Source organism: Acidimicrobiales bacterium (genome assembly GCA_036378675.1).
Lineage (GTDB): Bacteria > Actinomycetota > Acidimicrobiia > Acidimicrobiales > Palsa-688 > DASUWA01.
The window spans coordinates 105,009-120,756 of record DASUWA010000007.1 but is presented as its reverse complement, the minus strand read 5'-3'; the positions used below and the strand labels follow the sequence as shown (position 1 = coordinate 120,756).

Here is a 15,748-nt window from a genome sequence, read left to right as displayed (position 1 = left end):
GGTCAGGCCGCCTGCAGCTTTGCGACGACGTAGTCGACCGCGTCACGGACAGTTTTGAGGTCCTCGAGGTCCTCGTCGTCGATCCTGAAACCGACCGTCCTCTCGGAGAGCTCCTCCTCCAACGCCTCGACGAGCTCGATGAGGGCCAACGAGTCGGCTCCGAGATCGTCGCCGAAGGACGCTCCCTCGGTGATCGTGTCCGGGCTTACCTCGAGAATGTCCGCGAGGCAGCCCCGGATCATTTCGAAGACCTCGTTACGGCTGAGCGGGCTTCGCTCGACGTGGGTCTCAGCTGGCACGTGTTCTCCCTAAGGTGGGGTCGCAGGAATCGACGGCCCCGAAGCGGCGGTCCAAAATCGTGACAGAAATGTTACCTCGCGAGGCGTCGATAGCGACCTCACCCGCCGACGTGCGTCATGAGTGAATTTCTATGACTGTGAGTATTTATTAAGCTGTCTTGACCGCCTTCTACTGGCCGGCGACCGCAGCCCGGAGCTGCCCTAACAGGCCTGCCTGAGCCGCCTGGTGGCCCACCCTGACGGCGTTGACGATGGCTCTCGCCGAGGACGATCCGTGGCTGATGATGCAGACCCCGTCCACGCCGAGGAGCACGGCTCCGCCGTAGGTGTCGGGGTCGAGCTCGGTGGCCAGCGGCATCAGCGCCGGCATGAGGACCTCGGATGACGCCTTGGTCTCCTCGGTGGATCCGAGGGCGCCCAGGACGGCGTTGAACGCGAACTTCATGGCCCCCTCCAGCGTCTTCAGCACCACGTTGCCGGTAAATCCGTCGGTGACGACAACGTCGACGGCGTCGGTCATCACGTCGCGACCCTCGACGTTCCCGAGGAATGTGACCGCTGGGCCGGCCTCGCCGGCGGCGAGCAGCGCGTGGGTCTCCTTGGTCAGCGGGTTGCCCTTCCCGGGCTCCTCGCCGATCGACAGCAGACCGACTCGAGGCTCGGCGATGCCGAAGCGCTGCCGGGCGAACGCCGAACCCATTTGGGCGAACTGCACCAGCCAGGCAGCGCTGCACTCGGAGTTGGCGCCGGCGTCTATGAGGATCGTCGGAGTCGAACCCGGCACCGGGATGGGCGTCGCTATGGCCGGGCGCGCGACGCCCGAGATCCTTCCCATCCGGAAGAGGGCGCTCGCCATCGTGGCGCCTGTGTTGCCTGCGCTGACCATCGCCGACGCCCGCCCGTCGCGCACCGCCTCGGCAGCGCGCAGAAGAGACGAGTCCTTCTTGGACCGGACCGCCTTGGCAGGGTCGTCGTGCATCTCGATGACTTCCGACGCCGGGATGACTTCGATCCCGCCGGTGTCACCGACCCGTTCGGGGTCCCCAACCAGGACTACCGGCAGGCCGGCCTCTGCGGCCTGGCGGGCGCCCGCGACGATCTCGGCGGGCGCCTTGTCTCCGCCCATCGCGTCGACCGCGACGGGCAGGGACGCCGGTTCAGCCAACGTCGATGGCCTGCCGCCCCTTGTACCAACCGCACGTCGGGCAGACCACGTGGGGCAGCTTGGCGTTGTGGCACTGGGGGCAGATGCTCCGCGCAGGACTGTTGAGGACCCACGCGCTCGCCCGCCGGCTGCGGCTCTTGGCTTTTGACGTCTTTTTCTTCGGGACGGCCATCGTCTCGTTCCTGTCTTTTGTCGCTGAGGTCTCTCGTGGGGGGGTGGACCGGTGCTTTCCCCGTCTGAGGGCTGGTCCGCACAACGGATCACAACCGATCCGCGCAGGGCCACCGGCGGCCCGGCCGTCCGGAGAGTCTAGGCGGTCATTTGGACGGGCGCTCCTTCAGAGCGTCGAGAGCCGCCCACCGGGGGTCCGCCGGCGCAGTCGCGCAGTCGCACGTCCCGGCGTTCAGGTCGGCTCCGCAGGTGGGGCAAAGCCCGCGGCACGCGTCGCTGCAAAGCGGCGCAAGCGGCAGCTCAAGGAGAAGTGCGTCGCGAACCAGCGGTTGCAGGTCGAGGACCTCGCCTGAAAGCGGGTAGGTCTCCTCGTCCTCCTCGGTCTTGTCGCGATCGTGGGGCCGGTAAAGCTCGCGGACGCGAGTGTGCAGCTCGCCGGAAAGGGGGTCGAGGCACCGGCGGCACTCGCCTCGCCACGGCGCGGTCAGGTCCGCGGTGACTTCGATACCACCGTGAACGGAGTCCAGGGTGGCGTCGGCCAGGACGACCGCGTCCGCAGGGACGACGCTCCCCGCAACCGCGAGTTCGCCGACTCGTCCGGATCGCTGTTCCTGCCGGCGGACACCAGGCGAGCGCTTCAGTGTGGTGATCGACACCAACCACGGGTTTTGAGCCACGCCTCCAGTAAACAGGCTGCTAGGTCAGATCCTGGTCGAAGAATGCGTCCTCGCCGACGGCGCCGTTGGAGTCGCTGCCGGCGATGGAGACGTCTCCCTGTTCGACGACCGGCGGCGGTGTGACCGATAGCTTCTCCCGGCCGGCGGTGACCGTCTTCATCGTGCGGTCCAGAACGACCTCGAAGGCGGCGAGCTTCTGGTCGCAGTAGTCCTCCGCTTCCAGGCGCAACCGGCGGGCCTCGTCCCGGGCGTCCTCGACGATACGCCTAGCGCTCTGCTGGGCCTCGCGCACGATTTCGGTTCGCTGGACCATGCGCTCGGCTTGAAGTCGGGCGGCTTGGAGGATGTCTTCGCCCTCGCGGTGCATTTTGGCGAGGAACTCCTCGCGCTCCTTCAGCATCCAGCGGGCTTGCTTGGTCTCTTCGGGAAGACGCTGGCAAGCCTCGTCGAGCAGCTCCAGCACCTCTTCCTTGTTGTCGAGTTTGACCGACGACGACAGGGGCAGGGTCCGGGTTCCTTCGATGATCTCGATGACCCTGCGGATCAAACCTTCCGTGTCATGGGTGGCAGAAGCGCCGTCCAAGAGGCTCATACCGTCGCCTCTTTTCTCGACGTTGCGCGGCTCGTGCTCCTCGCGGTGCCACGAAGTGGGCTCACCCCGTCGACCGAGAACTTCTCGCGAAGCTTTCGAAGGACCGGTTCGGGGACGGTGAATCCGACCCGATCGGCGCCGCCGAAGCGAGCGAAATCCCTGACGTACTTCGATGCGATAAACGAGTACTCGGACGACGACGGAATAAACAGTGTTTCGACGGCCGCGACTTTCTTGTTCATTTGTGCCTGCTGAAGCTCGGCTTCAGCGTCGGATGCAACCCGAAGTCCCTTGATGATCACGTCGGCTCCAATTTCTCGAGCCAGGTCCACCACCAGACTGGACAAAGGGGCCAAACGGACATTCGGCAGATGGGCGACCGACTCGGCGATCATCTCCTGCCGCTCGTCGAGCGTGAACAGCGGTTCGCCCTTCTGGGTGTTGCGCATTGGTGCCACAACGACCTCTTCGAAGAGCTTGGACGCGGCTTCCACTATCTCGAGGTGACCGTTGTGAAAGGGATCGAATGATCCCGGGAAAAGGGCGGTCCTCAAATCTCACCTTCTTGGCGGAACTGCAATCGTGACCACGGTACCGCCGTATTTTCTCACCTTCACAGTCTCCCATGCTGGTCCGGGATCCCAGGGGTCGCCTGACTCGGCGACCAGGAGACCCGTCCGGCCCTGCAGTTCGTCCATCAGCGCCGGCCATTCTTCGTAGTCGTAAGGCGGATCGGCCAGGACGACGTCGACCGGATCCATCGTCGATACGAACCGGAGCGAGTCGCCTCCCAGCACTCTCGCTTGCGACGCCAGATCCCCAAGGACCGACAGGTTCCGGGTGATCGCGTCCCGCGCACCGCGGTCGTTGTCGACGAACGTCACCTGGTTCGCGCCGCGGGACAAGGCCTCGATTCCCAGGGCTCCGCTGCCCGCAAACAGATCGACGATCGACGCGCCCTCCACCGCCTCCATGCTCGCCAGGATCGAGAACAACGCCTCGCGAACCCTGTCGCTCGTCGGCCTCGTCCGGTTTCCGGCCGGGGCACGAAGTTGGCGCCCCCGGGCCACGCCCCCAACCACCCTCACGAGCCGAACCTCATGGGCCCAACCAACAGACAGGCACGGTAAGGGTGGTATGCACAGAAATTGGCTTCAGCTCTTGAACAGGAATTCTCTGTCCTCGTCGTCGAGCAACAGTCCGATCTCGGCTGCCAGCTCGGGGAGACCTTCGAGACCGGGGTAACGGTCGACCAGTTCGAAAGCGACATCGCGCGCCCTCGCAACCATCGGCCGGTCCCTCCGCAAGGATGCGAGCTTCAGGTCGGTTACTCCCTTCTGCCGGGTGCCGAGAATGGTGCCCTCACCTCGAAGGTCGAGATCGACCTCGGCGAGCTCGAAGCCGTCCGTCGTGCGCTCGAGCGCGCTGAGCCTCTCTTCGGCGTCGGGCGTCGTTCCCTCACCGAGTAGAAAACACCACGACGCGTGCTCCCCTCTCCCGACCCTCCCCCGAAGCTGGTGCAGCTGAGCTATGCCGAAACGGTCGGCGTCTTCGATCACCATGACCGTCGCGTTAGGGACATCGACTCCAACCTCGATGACTGTCGTTGCCACCAGGACGTCGAGGTTGCCGGATCGGAAGTCGGTCATGACCGACTCCTTCTCCTTTGAGGACAGTTGCCCGTGGAGAAGCCCCAACCGAAGTCCCTCCAACTCCGCGGACGCGAGTCGGTCTCGTTCATCGGAAGCCGATCGAGCCTGAATGCGCTCCGAGTCCTCGACCAGCGGGCAGACGACGTAAGCCTGCCGGCCCTCCCTCGCCTCCGCTCGGACCTTGTCCCAAGCCAACACTTCCTCGAGCGGCCCCCGGACCCAACTGGTGACGATCGCCGTTCGACCGGGTGGAAGCTCGTCCAGCACCGTCGTGTCCAAGTCGCCGTACACGGTCATCGCGGCTGTCCTCGGTATCGGTGTCGCGGTCATAACCAGCACGTCCGGGATCACTTCGCCACTGCCCTTCGAACGCAGCGCAGCCCGTTGCTCGACGCCGAAGCGGTGCTGCTCGTCGATCACGACTGCGCCGAGCGACCTGAAAACAACCGACTCTGTGAGAAGAGCGTGCGTTCCGATCAGCACGTCAACCTCTCCTGACTCCAGTCCGGCGTGCAGACGGGTTCGCTCCGCCGCAGTGGTGCGGTTGGTCAGCAACTCGACCCGCAAGGGGCGTTCGGCGAAAAGCGTGTTCGGGCTCGGCACGTTCAATCCCTCGACCAGAGCGCTCACGCCGGCGAAGTGCTGCTCGGCGAGCACTTCGGTTGGAGCCATCAGAGCACCTTGGTGCCCGCCCTGAACGGCGGTCAGGAGGCACGCCACCGCGACCACGGTTTTCCCGGCGCCCACGTCGCCCTGCAAGAGCCGGTGCATCGGATGCGGCCCGGCCATGTCGGCGACGATCTCGGCAATCGCCTTTTCCTGCGCGGCGGTGAGGGAAAAAGGAAGGGCCTCGCGGAACCGGGCCACCAGTTCCCCCTCCACGTTGTGCCGGATGCCGGTTGCTTCGCTCTCGACCGCCTTCTTCCTCAACACCAGGGCGACCTGGAGCCTCAGCAGCTCGTCGAAGGCGAGACGGTCGCGGGCCTGCCGGGCGGCCTCGAGGGTGGCGGGCTCGTGGATCTGCTGCATCGCGGTGTCCCGGTCGATCATCGCGAGCTGTTTCAGGAGGTCGGCCGGAAGGGGGTCCTCGAGCGGTCTCGCTCGACGGAGCGCCTCGGCGATCCAGCCGGCCAGCTGCCAGGTCATGAGACCGACCTTTTCGGACTGGGGGTACACCGGCACGATCCGCCCGGTCCGATCGCCGATGAGATCAACGACCGGATTGGTCATCTGGAGGCGCCCGCGGTACCGCTCGCACTTACCGAAAACGACAGCCTGAGTGCCCTCGGAGAGCTGCTTGGCGCGCCAAGGTTGGTTGAAGAAAGTCGCCTTCAAATAACTCGAGCCGTCGAAGAAGTCGACCTCCACGAGAGAGCGTCCCTGCCTGGTCCGCCGGGCGTTGACGCGCCGGACCGCTCCGAGCACCATCGCCTCGTCGCCTTCCCGGAGATCGACTATCTCGGCCTGGTTGGTCCGGTCGATGTATCGCCTCGGGTAATGGGTGAGGAGATCGAGAACCGTCTCGATGCCCATCGCGGACAGAGCCTCGGTGTTCTTCGGTCCGACGCGACTGAGCCGCTGCACGCCTGTCTCGGCTAGACGTGGGAACGAGGCCATCAGCCCAAGATAGGTACTAGCTTGCGACCTTCATGCGCTTGGCGTCGCCCCGGCCCTCGATTATTCGATACTGAACAGGTACGGGTATACAGGCTGACCGCCCTGATGCACTTCGGCATTCATTTCAGGGTGGTGCTCATCGAGCCACTCGGTGATTCGCCGGGTTGCGCCCACCGAGGATCCATCGCCGGCGATGATCGTGACGATCTCGTGGTGCTGCGGGTCGATCAGCTTGCTCAACAGCCCGGTTGTCGCATCGCCGAGGTCTGGCGCGACAACCTCGATTCCTGTTCGGGACAGGCCTAGGTAGTCGCCCTCCGATATTGGACCTGCCTCGCAGACACTGTCGCGCACCGCGCGTGTGACCTCTCCGGCGACCACGTGTGCGGCGCTTCCGGACATGAGCGCCGCGTTCGAGTCGGCATCGCCTTCGGGGTCGTACTCGAGCAACGCCGCGAAACCTTCCTGGATCCCTCGGGTCGGTACAACCCGAACCAGCTTCGAGGCTTCAGTTGCAGCCTGCTCGGCGACCGGGACGATGTTCTTGTTGTTCGGCAGGATCACGACCTGCTCGCCCGGGGCAGCGTCAACGGCTGCAAGCAACTCGGCCGTCGATGGGTTCATCGACTGGCCGCCGCTGACGAAGTGATGGACGCCGAGCGACCGGAAGATCCGACGGATGCCGTCGCCGGTGCAGACCGCCACGACCGCGCACGCGACCGACTCTTCCTGCGGTTCTTCGTCCAGGCCCGCCTGGGAGGCGTCGCGCACCCAGCGTTCCTCCTCGACCTCCTCCCAAAGGTCCGAGACCCTTATCTTCCTCGGCCTTCCGGCATCGAGGGCCGCTTCGACCGCCGAGCCGATGTCGTCGGTGTGGATGTGGCAGTTCCAGAGCCCGTCGCCTCCAACCACCACGATCGAGTCGCCGATGCCCGCCCATACCTCCCGGAAGGCCGGGACCAGCTCGTCCGGGGCCTCGAGGAAGAACATCACCTCGTAGCGCAGGCCGCTTTCGTTGTCCTCCCCGTACCCGGACGTATCGGCTTCGCCGGCGACAGACACGTCAGACCCGGCGGATTCCCCGGTGGCCGGGGCATCCGGGAGAGGCCTCCCGTCGGCGACGTGCAGCAGCGCATCCAGCATGAGCACAAGGCCCGACCCCCCGGAGTCGACCACACCCGCCGACTTGAGGACGGGAAGCATCTCGGGTGTCCGCCTGAGTGCCTCGTCGGCCGCGGACTTTGCGGCCACAAGAACAGGCAAGAGCCCCTGCGAAGCCCCTGCAGCTGCCGCCGCTTCGGAGGCAGCCCTGGCGACCGTGAGGATGGTGCCCTCGACAGGATGCTGGACGGCTCGGTAGGCGCCCTCCGCGGCTCGCCCGAGGCCGTCGATCAGGACAGCCGCGTCGACTCCGTCACAGTCGCGAGCTGCTTCGGCGAGACCTCTCAAGATCTGGGACAGGATCACCCCGGAGTTGCCTCGGGCCCCCATGAGGGAGCCATAGCTGATCGCCTGGGCGACGGCTGCCATGTCGGTGGCGTCTCGGTCAGCGATCTCCTTGACCACCGATTCGAGGGTGAGCGCCATGTTGGTCCCGGTGTCGCCGTCTGGGACCGGGTAGACGTTGAGCCGGTTGATCCGCTCCTGATGGGCGCGCAGCGCGTCGCGGTACGCGGCGATGGCCGTGACCAGGTCACCGGCGGTCAGCCGCTCCAGCGTCTGCATTAAATGGATGCTAACCTGGCCGGCCGGCCCGGTCGGGCCTGTGGAGTGCCGGCCAGTCGAGTCCGACAGGTTCTGCCGGCTCTAGTCAGCGAGGTGTGCGTTCCCGATGGCAGCGGTTTGTGAGGTGTGCGGCAAGCGGCCGTCCTTCGGTATGAGCATCAGCCACTCGCACCGCCGGACAAAGCGTCGTTGGAACCCCAACATCCAGCGGATCCGGGCGATCGTCGACGGGACACCGCGACGGGTGCACGTCTGCACCTCGTGCATACGCGCCGGCAAGATCACCAAAGCGGTTCGCTAACCCCGTTCGGGGCCGCGAAGAATCTTTAGACCGCGGGCGGTTCCAGGGGCTGCCCGGGGTCCGACGCCCCTGCCAGCAGGCGCATCACGTCCTCACGCCGGAAGCGGAGATGTCCGCCCATGGTGCGGAGGCTCGGAAGCTTCCCTGCCGCAGCCCAGTTGATCACCGTGCGCTCGGTGACGTCGAACATCACGGCGACCTCGTGGCTGCGGAGAAGGTGATGCTGATCGGTTCCGCGCTTGTCCGACCCGTTACGGGCGGGGACGGCCGGGGTGATCCTCGCCGCCGCCGGCCGGAGGTCGGCTCGTGCGAAGGGCGCGGGCCGCCGGATGCTCACAAGGTGCCCGGCGATCTGGCGGGCCATCGAGGTCAACGCGCGGTGCTCCCGCTTGGTGAGCTGCCGGACCCAGCGGTCCAGGACTGCAACAACCCCGAGGAGAGCTCCAGAGTCGCTGCGGAGCGCGATCCCGTAGGCCCACCGCATCGAGTGAGGCGGGTGGACCAGGGGGCTCGAGGGGAGCGAAGTGACCATGTCGACGATTTCGAAAGGCTCGGTTCGGCCGGAGAGCATGACGAAGAGCTGCCCGTCGTTGAGTCCCTCCTTCGAGTCCAGACCGTACGAAAGGGTGCTCCATGTCCCGTCCGGTTGGGGAACCGAGAGAACCGCGGCAGGCGTCTGGCAAGCGAGAGCCCCGAGCATCAGCAGGTCCAGGAAAGCCTGGCCAGGAGCGGCCGGCGCGGCAGTCATGACTCGGTGGGCGACTTCGGCGTCGGCGAGCAGTGCTCTAGGAGCGTCGAGGCCCGGCCCGACCGGAACAGCCAGGCTCGGGCTCGGGCTCGAAGCGCCTGCACGGGGGAGGGAATCCGGCATGCATAGGATCTCGGCGCGCACGCCGCGTCACTTGAGCGCTAGTGCCCCTCGATCGATGTGATGTCATCCAGGCCTTGGTCCGCCGCTCTACTCCATTGGCTTGCGGGACCAACCCGGGTTGACCGGTCCTACGCCGGAGCCGACGTCCGGCCCGCCGACGATCGCTGCCGTGACGAAGTCCTTCGCGGACTTACACGCGGCGAGGATGTCCTTGCCGCGCGCTAGCTCGGCGCAGATCGCAGCCGACAGGGTGCAGCCTGTGCCGTGGGTGTTCCGGCCCGGGATCCTGGGACCCTCGAGAAAATGGACCTCCCCCTCCCACCACAGCACGTCCGTCGAATCGGGGCCTTCCATGTGGCCTCCTTTGACGAAGACGGCCCGCGCCCCGCGCTCCGCGATCTGACCGGCCGCGGCGACCATTCCTTCGAGACCGTCGACCGGGCGTCCGAGGATCGCTTCCGCCTCGGGAAGGTTGGGGGTCGCCACCGCGCAGATCGGAAGAAGCAGGTCGCACAGGACGCCGATCGCTGTCTTCTCGAGAAGCATCTCGCCGTGGCTGGTAACGAGTACCGGGTCGATCACCAGCGGCGAGATCTCGCACCTCGACACGGCCGACGCGACCGCCTGGATGACCCCGCTGTTGCCGAGCATCCCGGTCTTGGCGGCGCAGACACCTAGGTCCATCGCCACGGACTCGATCTGAGCCTGGACGAGCTGCGGCGGAAGCACCATCGCGTCCTGAACGCCGAGAGTGTTCTGCGCGGTCACGCCCGTGATCGCGGACGTGCCCCACACCCCGAAAGCCTCGAAAGTCTTCAAGTCGGCCTGTATGCCGGCACCGCCCCCCGAGTCCGAGCCGGCGATCGTCAGCGCCACCGGGATGGTCGACAAGCGGCCGCCGGGCGTCACCAACGGTGCTCCCAACCGGCGGGCGACAGCTCCGCTCCGTTCATCCGCAGAACCCCGGCCCCTTGAACGCACACGCCGATGCGGATCGGCTGCCGCAAACCCCCGAAGGCGGGAAGGACCTCGGCCTCCGGAGGAGCACAGAACACAAGCTCGAAGTCTTCCCCGCCGTGAAGCCCTTCGTCTAGAGATGCCCCAACCGCGACGGGGACCTCGGCGAGGTCGACGTCGACTCCTGATGATCCCGCGAGGTGACCGAGGTCGGCGGCCAGCCCGTCGGACACATCGATCATGGCGGTCGCGCCGGCGAGCCGGGCCGCGCTCCCTTCGGCCAAGCGAGGCACCGGGCGGGCGTGCGCGGCCACGAGTGGATCGCGGTCTCGGATCCCGTCACGGAGGAGCCGGAGGCCGGCGGCCGAGGAGCCCACCGGTCCGGTGACCCAGACCAGATGTCCGGGACGCGCACCACTGCGCAGCACCGGCCGGCCAGGGCAAGTGCCTGACACGGTCACGCTCACTACCAGCTCGCGCGCGTTGGTCAGGTCGCCCCCGACCACAGGGCAGCCGAACGTCTCCGACGCATCTCGTATCCCCCGGTAGAGCTCGTCGAGGTCGGTCCCAGTTGGGCCGGAAACGCTGACAAGGACATAGCCGGGGTCACCCCCCATCGCCGCGATGTCGCTGACCGACGCCGCGACTGCCTTCCACCCGAAATCGGCCAGGCTGGTCAAGGCCAGGTCGGCGTGGACAGCGGCGACCACGGTGTCGACTGCCAGCAACAGGACGCCGTCTCCCGTGGCGGGGAGGACGGCGGCGTCATCGCCGATCCACACCTCGTCGTCGGTCGGCGGGTGGCGCAGGCGGCCGCGAATCGACTCGATCGCGGCAAACTCGCCCGTCACGGCGCTGATCCGTTACCCTCATCCACAAGGGGGAAGCGTAGGCAGTGAAGTAGTCGGATGCTGTAAGGAGAAATTCAAGCCGTGACCTCCACTGAGCCCCTGACGGACCACCCACGCCTCCTCGCGTGGGTCCAGGAGTGGGCAGCCCTCACCGAGCCCGACCAGGTGATTTGGTGTGACGGGTCGGCGGAGGAGTACGACGAGCTGTGCGCTGAGCTCGTAGAAGCGGGGACCTTCACACGGTTGTCCGAAGCTAAGCGGCCGAACAGCTACTGGGCGACATCGGATCCGGGGGACGTTGCCCGCGTCGAGGACCGCACCTTCATCTGCTCAGAGCACGAGGAGGATGCGGGCGCCACCAACAACTGGCGGGATCCGAAGGAGATGAAGAAGGTCCTCCGCGATCTGTACCGGGGGTGCATGCGGGGTCGCACCATGTATGTGGTGCCCTTCTCGATGGGTCCCCTCGGTTCGCCGATAGCCCACATCGGCGTGGAGTTGACCGACTCGGCCTACGTAGCTGCGAGCATGCGAATCATGACCCGTATGGGCCGCGGGGCCCTCGAAGTCCTCGGTAGGGACGGCGAGTTCGTGCCTTGCGTCCACTCGGTCGGCGCGCCTCTCGAAGCAGGCCAGCAGGATGTTCCCTGGCCCTGCAACAGCGAAAACAAATACATAGTCCACTTCCCCGAAACCCGCGAGATCTGGTCGTTCGGCTCCGGGTACGGCGGGAACGCCCTGCTCGGCAAGAAGTGCTTCGCGCTGCGGATCGCTTCTGTCATGGCGCGCGACGACGGTTGGCTCGCCGAGCACATGCTGATCCTCAAGCTGACGTCACCCAAGGGAGAGGTCCGCTACGTAACCGGGGCGTTCCCCTCGGCGTGCGGCAAGACCAACCTGGCGATGCTCATCCCCACCCTCCCCGGCTGGAAGGTCGAGACCATCGGGGACGACATCTGCTGGATGAAGTTCGGCGAGGACGGGCGCCTGTGGGCGATCAACCCCGAGTACGGGTTCTTCGGCGTGGCGCCGGGTACGAACAACAAGACCAACCTCAACGCGATGCTCACTCTCTCCCAGAACTGCATCTTCACCAACACCGCGTTCACCGACGACGGTGACGTTTGGTGGGAGGGAATGACCCAGGACAAGCCGGCGCATCTGACCGACTGGAAACGCCACGACTGGACGCCCGAGTCGGAGACGCCCGCAGCGCACCCCAACGCGAGGTTCACCGCCCCGGCCTCGCAGGATCCGGCGATCGCGCCCGAATGGGAATCACCTCAGGGCGTTCCCATCTCGGCCATTCTCTTCGGCGGGCGACGCTCCAGCGTCATCCCGCTCGTGACCGAAGCGTTCGACTGGCAGCACGGCGTCTTCCTCGGTTCGATCATGGCGTCCGAGACGACGGCAGCAGCCGCGGGAGCGGTGGGCAAGCTCCGCCGCGACCCGTTCGCCATGCTTCCGTTCTGTGGCTACAACATGGCCGACTACTTCAGCCACTGGCTCGACATCGGTGAGAAGAGCGATAGCGACAGGCTGCCCCGTCTTTTTTACGTGAACTGGTTTCGAAAAGGACCGGACGGGAAGTTCCTGTGGCCCGGTTATGGCGAGAACAGCCGGGTCCTCGAATGGGTCTTCGAGCGCTGCGCCGGGCGGGGCGACGCCGTCGAAACACCAATCGGCCTGCTCCCGACCTCCGACGCGATCCCAACCGACGGCGTGGACGTGACACCTACCGACATGGACGAGCTGCTGCGAGTCGACGTCGACGGCTGGAGGCAGGAGGTACCTCTTATCTCCGAGCACTACGAGAAGCTCGGTGACCGGGTCCCCGATGCTCTCTACGACGAGCTGGCCAAGCTCGAAAAACGCCTGGGCTGAAGTCCGGCCGCGCTGGGCACCTAGGATCGGGAAACGGTCCCGGCACAAGGAGTTGATCGATGGGCGTCAGCGCATATGTCCTCATCCAGACCGAGGTCGGGAAGGCCGCTTCGGTCGCCGATCACGTCAGGGACATCTCCGGTGTGATCGCAGCCGACGATGTGACCGGACCGTATGACGTGATCGTGAAGGCCGAAGCCGAGTCGGTAGACGAGCTCGGTCGGATGATCGTCAGCAGGCTGCAGATGATCGAGGGAATCACTCGCACTCTCACCTGCCCCGTCGTTCACCTCGACGGTTGACGAGCTAGTGGATCGCGCCGACCTCGCGGAGCTTCGAGATCTCGTCGCCCGCGAAGCCCCAAGCCGCGAGCGCCTCGTCGGTGTGCATGCCGGCGGCCGGGGGCGGTCCCGAGATCTCCGGCACGGTACGGCTGAACCGGGGCGCCGGCGCCGGTTGGACGACACCGTCGCGCACGACGAACGTCCCTCTGGCCTGATTGTGCGGATGGTCCGGCGCTTCGCCCGGTTCCAGGACCGGGGCGAAGCAAGCGTCGGTCCCCTCGAGGATGGCGCACCATTCGTCGCGCGTCCTGGTCTTGATCAAGGCTGCGAGGCGCTCTTTCATTCGTGGCCATGAGGCGCGGTCCTGCTGGCCCGGCAACGGCCCCAACCCGTCAGCGTCCTCCGCGAGGCCGGTCAAGCGGGTCATGACGTCGTAGAACTGCGGCTCGATCGATCCGAGTGAGATGTACCGGCCGTCGGCGGTCTCGTATACCTCGTAATAGAAGGCTCCTGTGTCGAGCATGTTGGTGCCCCGTCCGTCGCCCCACAGACCCGATGCACGCATGCCGTGGATCATTGCGGCGAGCAGCGCTGCGCCGTCGACCATCGCGGCGTCGATCAACTGACCCTCACCGGAGCGCGACGTTTCGAGCAGCGCGCACACGATGCCGTAGGCGAGCAGCATCCCCCCGCCGCCGAAGTCTCCGATCAGGTTCAGCGGCGGGACCGGCGGTTCACCGGATCTGCCGATCATTCCGAGCGTTCCGCTGAGCGCGATGTAGTTGATGTCGTGGCCGGCCGTCGGCGCGTACGGGCCGTCCTGCCCCCATCCGGTCATCCGGCCGTACACGAGGCGCGGGTTCCGGGCGAGGCAGTCTTCGGGTCCGAGCCCGAGCCGTTCGGTCACGCCGGGACGGAAACCCTCGATCAGAGCGTCCGCGTGTTCAACGAGGCGCAGAACCGCCTCCCTGCCGTCGGGGTGCTTCAGATCGACGCCGACCGATCGCCGGCCACGACCGAGCACGTCGAAGTGGATCGGCCCGGCTCCCTCGCGAACCGATTGCGAACGGTCCACCCGGAGAACTTCGGCACCCATGTCGGCCAGCATCATCCCGGCGAAGGGCCCGGGGCCGATCCCGGCCAGCTCGACGATCCTGAATCCCTTCAGCGGACCGGTCACTCTCCCACTCCCTTCACTCCGCGCTTACTCGCGGTGTCGCGCGCCGATACTTACCGCTTCGCCAGGCCAGCCGCCAACGCACGCAGGCGAACCGCCGCTTCGGGTGTCCTGCTTCCCCACCAGAACAGATCCCGGCCATCGACGAACACGACTGGCGCGACGAGCTCGAGCTCTGCGCGGTGACGCTCCGAGAAGGGGTACGGCTCCGAAGGGGCGAGGACCACGTCGGCTTGGAGGGCCTTCGCCTGGTCGGGCCCGGCTTGCGGGTAGGTGTCCGGTTGGGGGGCGAAGATGTTGTCGATGCCGGCGAGGGCCAGCAACGACGAACCGTACGTCGACCCGTTCAGGGTCATCCAGGGCCGCCGCCATATCGGTATCCAGGCTCGGAAAAAATGCTCCGCGGGCGGTGCGTCGACCTCGGCTTCGGGGCTCTCCGTTTCCGCGCCGAGCACGTGCGAGATCTCTTGAAGCGCCGGGCCGACATCGCCGACCGACAGGACGTGGGTGGCGTGAACTCTGAGTCCTGCCGCGGCGAGGGCGTCGGCGTCCTCCGAGCGGTTCTCCTCCCGGTCCATGAGCACCACATCGGGGTGAAGGGCGATGATCGCTTCGACGTCGGGATTCTTTGTCCCGCCCACCTTCGGGAGGTCGGGCGCCTCGCAGAACCGGGTGACGGCGACGGGGGGCACGCCCCATGCGAGAAGCGTCTCAGTGATCGACGGGACCAGGCTGACGACCCGCGGTCTCGTGTCGGCCGGCGTCACGGCCGGGCGTGGGGCTGGGGCCCCCACGCATCCGGAGGAGGATGGGGTTGGGGCCCCATCCGGGCCGATGTCACGGAGTCACAACTTGTCGAGCAGGCGGGACTTCTTCTCCTCGAACTCGGCGTCCGAGATCACGCCTCGCCGGCGGAGCTGGTCGAGCTGGTCGATCTGCTCGGGTATCGAGGCGGGAGCCGATCCCGACGTCTGGTAAGCGCGACGAGCGGCGTCGAGCTGGGTGTAGATCTCGTCGTGGATGTGGGCGGGATGCGGAAGATCCGGAAAGCTCTCCCGAGAATCCCTACCCGCCGATTCGATCACCACGGTGCCGGCCCCGATGAGCCGTTCGAAGAAAGTCTGATGGAAGCTGACGTCGCTCAGCGCCATCAACGGGATCTCCCGGCCTCGTCTCGAAAACAACCCGCGCCTCTCGATCAGCCGGCGGTTGGTCACCACCAGCCGGGTGGTCCGCCAGCGTGAGTAGCGAGCGAGCAGCCAGCCCACGCTCAGCGCTAACGCAGCAAGCGACAGCCATCCAGCCCACGAGGGAGCGTGCTCGATCGCGCCCGTCGCTGCTCCGGCGATGACGACGACCACGACGACGACCGGCCCCGCCAGGTACCACCAGTGCGGGTGGGTGTCGAGAACTACCTCCTCCCCCGGGCTCAATCGCCTTCGGAAACGCACGCGCACAAGCTAATCCCGGCGGGCTTTTCAGGGCAGTGCTTGACGAAACGCCTGGGGGCAAGGCATGCTTCGGG

Annotated in this window: 18 protein-coding genes; 3 read left to right on the top strand and 15 right to left on the bottom strand. The window is 66.4% G+C overall.

Features of this window, described 5'->3' with window-relative positions:
- Window positions 1–2: 2 nt before the first annotated feature.
- The 9 genes from VFZ97_02745 to VFZ97_02705 all read right to left on the bottom strand — a co-directional run bounded on the left by VFZ97_02745 (window position 3) and on the right by VFZ97_02705 (window position 7,898).
- Window positions 3–299 carry an acyl carrier protein gene (locus VFZ97_02745; GenBank protein ID HEX6392331.1) on the bottom strand — a complete coding sequence of 99 codons (297 nt, stop codon included), beginning with the start codon at window positions 297–299 and terminating at the stop codon, window positions 3–5.
- Window positions 300–468: 169 nt separating this feature from the next.
- A complete protein-coding gene (plsX, locus tag VFZ97_02740) occupies window positions 469–1,464 on the bottom strand; it encodes a phosphate acyltransferase PlsX (protein HEX6392330.1) in 996 nt (331 codons plus the stop codon).
- A complete protein-coding gene (rpmF, locus tag VFZ97_02735; protein ID HEX6392329.1) occupies window positions 1,457–1,636 on the bottom strand; it encodes a 50S ribosomal protein L32 in 180 nt (59 codons plus the stop codon). The genes plsX and rpmF overlap by 8 nt, the downstream gene beginning before the upstream one ends.
- Before the next feature lie 145 nt (window positions 1,637–1,781).
- On the bottom strand, window positions 1,782–2,312 hold the full coding sequence (locus VFZ97_02730; GenBank protein HEX6392328.1) for a DUF177 domain-containing protein: 531 nt from the start codon (window positions 2,310–2,312) through the stop codon (window positions 1,782–1,784).
- Between the two features lie 19 nt (window positions 2,313–2,331).
- Entirely contained in the window at window positions 2,332–2,904 is a 573-nt protein-coding gene (locus VFZ97_02725; GenBank protein ID HEX6392327.1) for an ATP synthase F0 subunit B, read from the bottom strand.
- Complete coding sequence (gene coaD, locus VFZ97_02720) at window positions 2,901–3,458, bottom strand: pantetheine-phosphate adenylyltransferase (protein HEX6392326.1); 558 nt, start codon at window positions 3,456–3,458, stop codon at window positions 2,901–2,903. The genes VFZ97_02725 and coaD overlap by 4 nt, the downstream gene beginning before the upstream one ends.
- Window positions 3,459–3,461: 3 nt before the next feature.
- On the bottom strand, window positions 3,462–3,992 hold the full coding sequence (gene rsmD, locus VFZ97_02715) for a 16S rRNA (guanine(966)-N(2))-methyltransferase RsmD (protein HEX6392325.1): 531 nt from the start codon (window positions 3,990–3,992) through the stop codon (window positions 3,462–3,464).
- A 66-nt stretch (window positions 3,993–4,058) separates the two neighbouring features.
- The gene (gene recG, locus VFZ97_02710) at window positions 4,059–6,173 is read right to left on the bottom strand and encodes an ATP-dependent DNA helicase RecG (GenBank protein ID HEX6392324.1); all 2,115 of its coding nucleotides are present in this window, start codon (window positions 6,171–6,173) and stop codon (window positions 4,059–4,061) included.
- A 60-nt stretch (window positions 6,174–6,233) separates the two neighbouring features.
- On the bottom strand, window positions 6,234–7,898 hold the full coding sequence (locus tag VFZ97_02705) for a DAK2 domain-containing protein (protein HEX6392323.1): 1,665 nt from the start codon (window positions 7,896–7,898) through the stop codon (window positions 6,234–6,236).
- Window positions 7,899–8,004: 106 nt separating this feature from the next.
- Between VFZ97_02705 and rpmB the strand changes: the two genes are divergently transcribed.
- On the top strand, window positions 8,005–8,199 hold the full coding sequence (gene rpmB, locus VFZ97_02700) for a 50S ribosomal protein L28 (protein HEX6392322.1): 195 nt from the start codon (window positions 8,005–8,007) through the stop codon (window positions 8,197–8,199).
- A gap of 25 nt (window positions 8,200–8,224) precedes the next feature.
- On the opposite strand, the gene VFZ97_02695 is transcribed toward rpmB, so the two are convergent.
- From VFZ97_02695 to thiL, 3 genes are all read right to left on the bottom strand, one after another.
- Window positions 8,225–9,070, bottom strand: a complete 846-nt coding sequence (locus VFZ97_02695) for a helix-turn-helix domain-containing protein (protein ID HEX6392321.1) — start codon at window positions 9,068–9,070, stop codon at window positions 8,225–8,227.
- 87 nt (window positions 9,071–9,157) lie between these two features.
- Window positions 9,158–9,979, bottom strand: a complete 822-nt coding sequence (gene thiD / locus VFZ97_02690) for a bifunctional hydroxymethylpyrimidine kinase/phosphomethylpyrimidine kinase (GenBank protein ID HEX6392320.1) — start codon at window positions 9,977–9,979, stop codon at window positions 9,158–9,160.
- A complete protein-coding gene (thiL, locus tag VFZ97_02685) occupies window positions 9,976–10,878 on the bottom strand; it encodes a thiamine-phosphate kinase (GenBank protein ID HEX6392319.1) in 903 nt (300 codons plus the stop codon). Before thiL ends, thiD begins: the two co-directional genes overlap by 4 nt.
- 81 nt (window positions 10,879–10,959) lie before the next feature.
- Here thiL and VFZ97_02680 point away from each other — a divergent pair, with 81 nt between their 5' ends.
- Both VFZ97_02680 and VFZ97_02675 read left to right on the top strand, forming a co-directional pair.
- The gene (locus tag VFZ97_02680) at window positions 10,960–12,762 is read left to right on the top strand and encodes a phosphoenolpyruvate carboxykinase (GTP) (protein ID HEX6392318.1); all 1,803 of its coding nucleotides are present in this window, start codon (window positions 10,960–10,962) and stop codon (window positions 12,760–12,762) included.
- A 59-nt stretch (window positions 12,763–12,821) separates the two neighbouring features.
- On the top strand, window positions 12,822–13,064 hold the full coding sequence (locus VFZ97_02675) for an Lrp/AsnC ligand binding domain-containing protein (GenBank protein ID HEX6392317.1): 243 nt from the start codon (window positions 12,822–12,824) through the stop codon (window positions 13,062–13,064).
- 4 nt (window positions 13,065–13,068) lie between these two features.
- Here VFZ97_02675 and VFZ97_02670 read toward each other — a convergent pair whose 3' ends face one another.
- Genes VFZ97_02670 through VFZ97_02660 form a run of 3 tightly spaced genes read right to left on the bottom strand, consistent with a single transcriptional unit; the run spans window position 13,069 to window position 15,674 of the window.
- Complete coding sequence (locus VFZ97_02670; protein HEX6392316.1) at window positions 13,069–14,226, bottom strand: CaiB/BaiF CoA-transferase family protein; 1,158 nt, start codon at window positions 14,224–14,226, stop codon at window positions 13,069–13,071.
- A 50-nt stretch (window positions 14,227–14,276) separates the two neighbouring features.
- Entirely contained in the window at window positions 14,277–15,017 is a 741-nt protein-coding gene (locus VFZ97_02665) for a helical backbone metal receptor (protein HEX6392315.1), read from the bottom strand.
- 51 nt (window positions 15,018–15,068) lie between these two features.
- Window positions 15,069–15,674, bottom strand: coding sequence for a PH domain-containing protein (locus VFZ97_02660; protein HEX6392314.1), 606 nt, complete (start codon window positions 15,672–15,674; stop codon window positions 15,069–15,071).
- Window positions 15,675–15,748 lie beyond the last annotated feature (74 nt).

Excerpts from the sequence above, each read along its gene's own strand:
- rpmF (HEX6392329.1), bottom strand. The coding sequence starts at position 1,636 with ATGGCCGTCCCGAAGAAAAAGACGTCAAAAGCCAAGAGCCGCAGCCGG.
- VFZ97_02725 (HEX6392327.1), bottom strand. The coding sequence starts at position 2,904 with ATGAGCCTCTTGGACGGCGCTTCTGCCACCCATGACACGGAAGGTTTG.
- recG (HEX6392324.1), bottom strand. The coding sequence starts at position 6,173 with ATGGCCTCGTTCCCACGTCTAGCCGAGACAGGCGTGCAGCGGCTCAGT.
- VFZ97_02705 (HEX6392323.1), bottom strand. The coding sequence starts at position 7,898 with ATGCAGACGCTGGAGCGGCTGACCGCCGGTGACCTGGTCACGGCCATC.
- rpmB (HEX6392322.1), top strand. The coding sequence starts at position 8,005 with ATGGCAGCGGTTTGTGAGGTGTGCGGCAAGCGGCCGTCCTTCGGTATG.
- VFZ97_02695 (HEX6392321.1), bottom strand. The coding sequence starts at position 9,070 with ATGCCGGATTCCCTCCCCCGTGCAGGCGCTTCGAGCCCGAGCCCGAGC.
- VFZ97_02675 (HEX6392317.1), top strand. The coding sequence starts at position 12,822 with ATGGGCGTCAGCGCATATGTCCTCATCCAGACCGAGGTCGGGAAGGCC.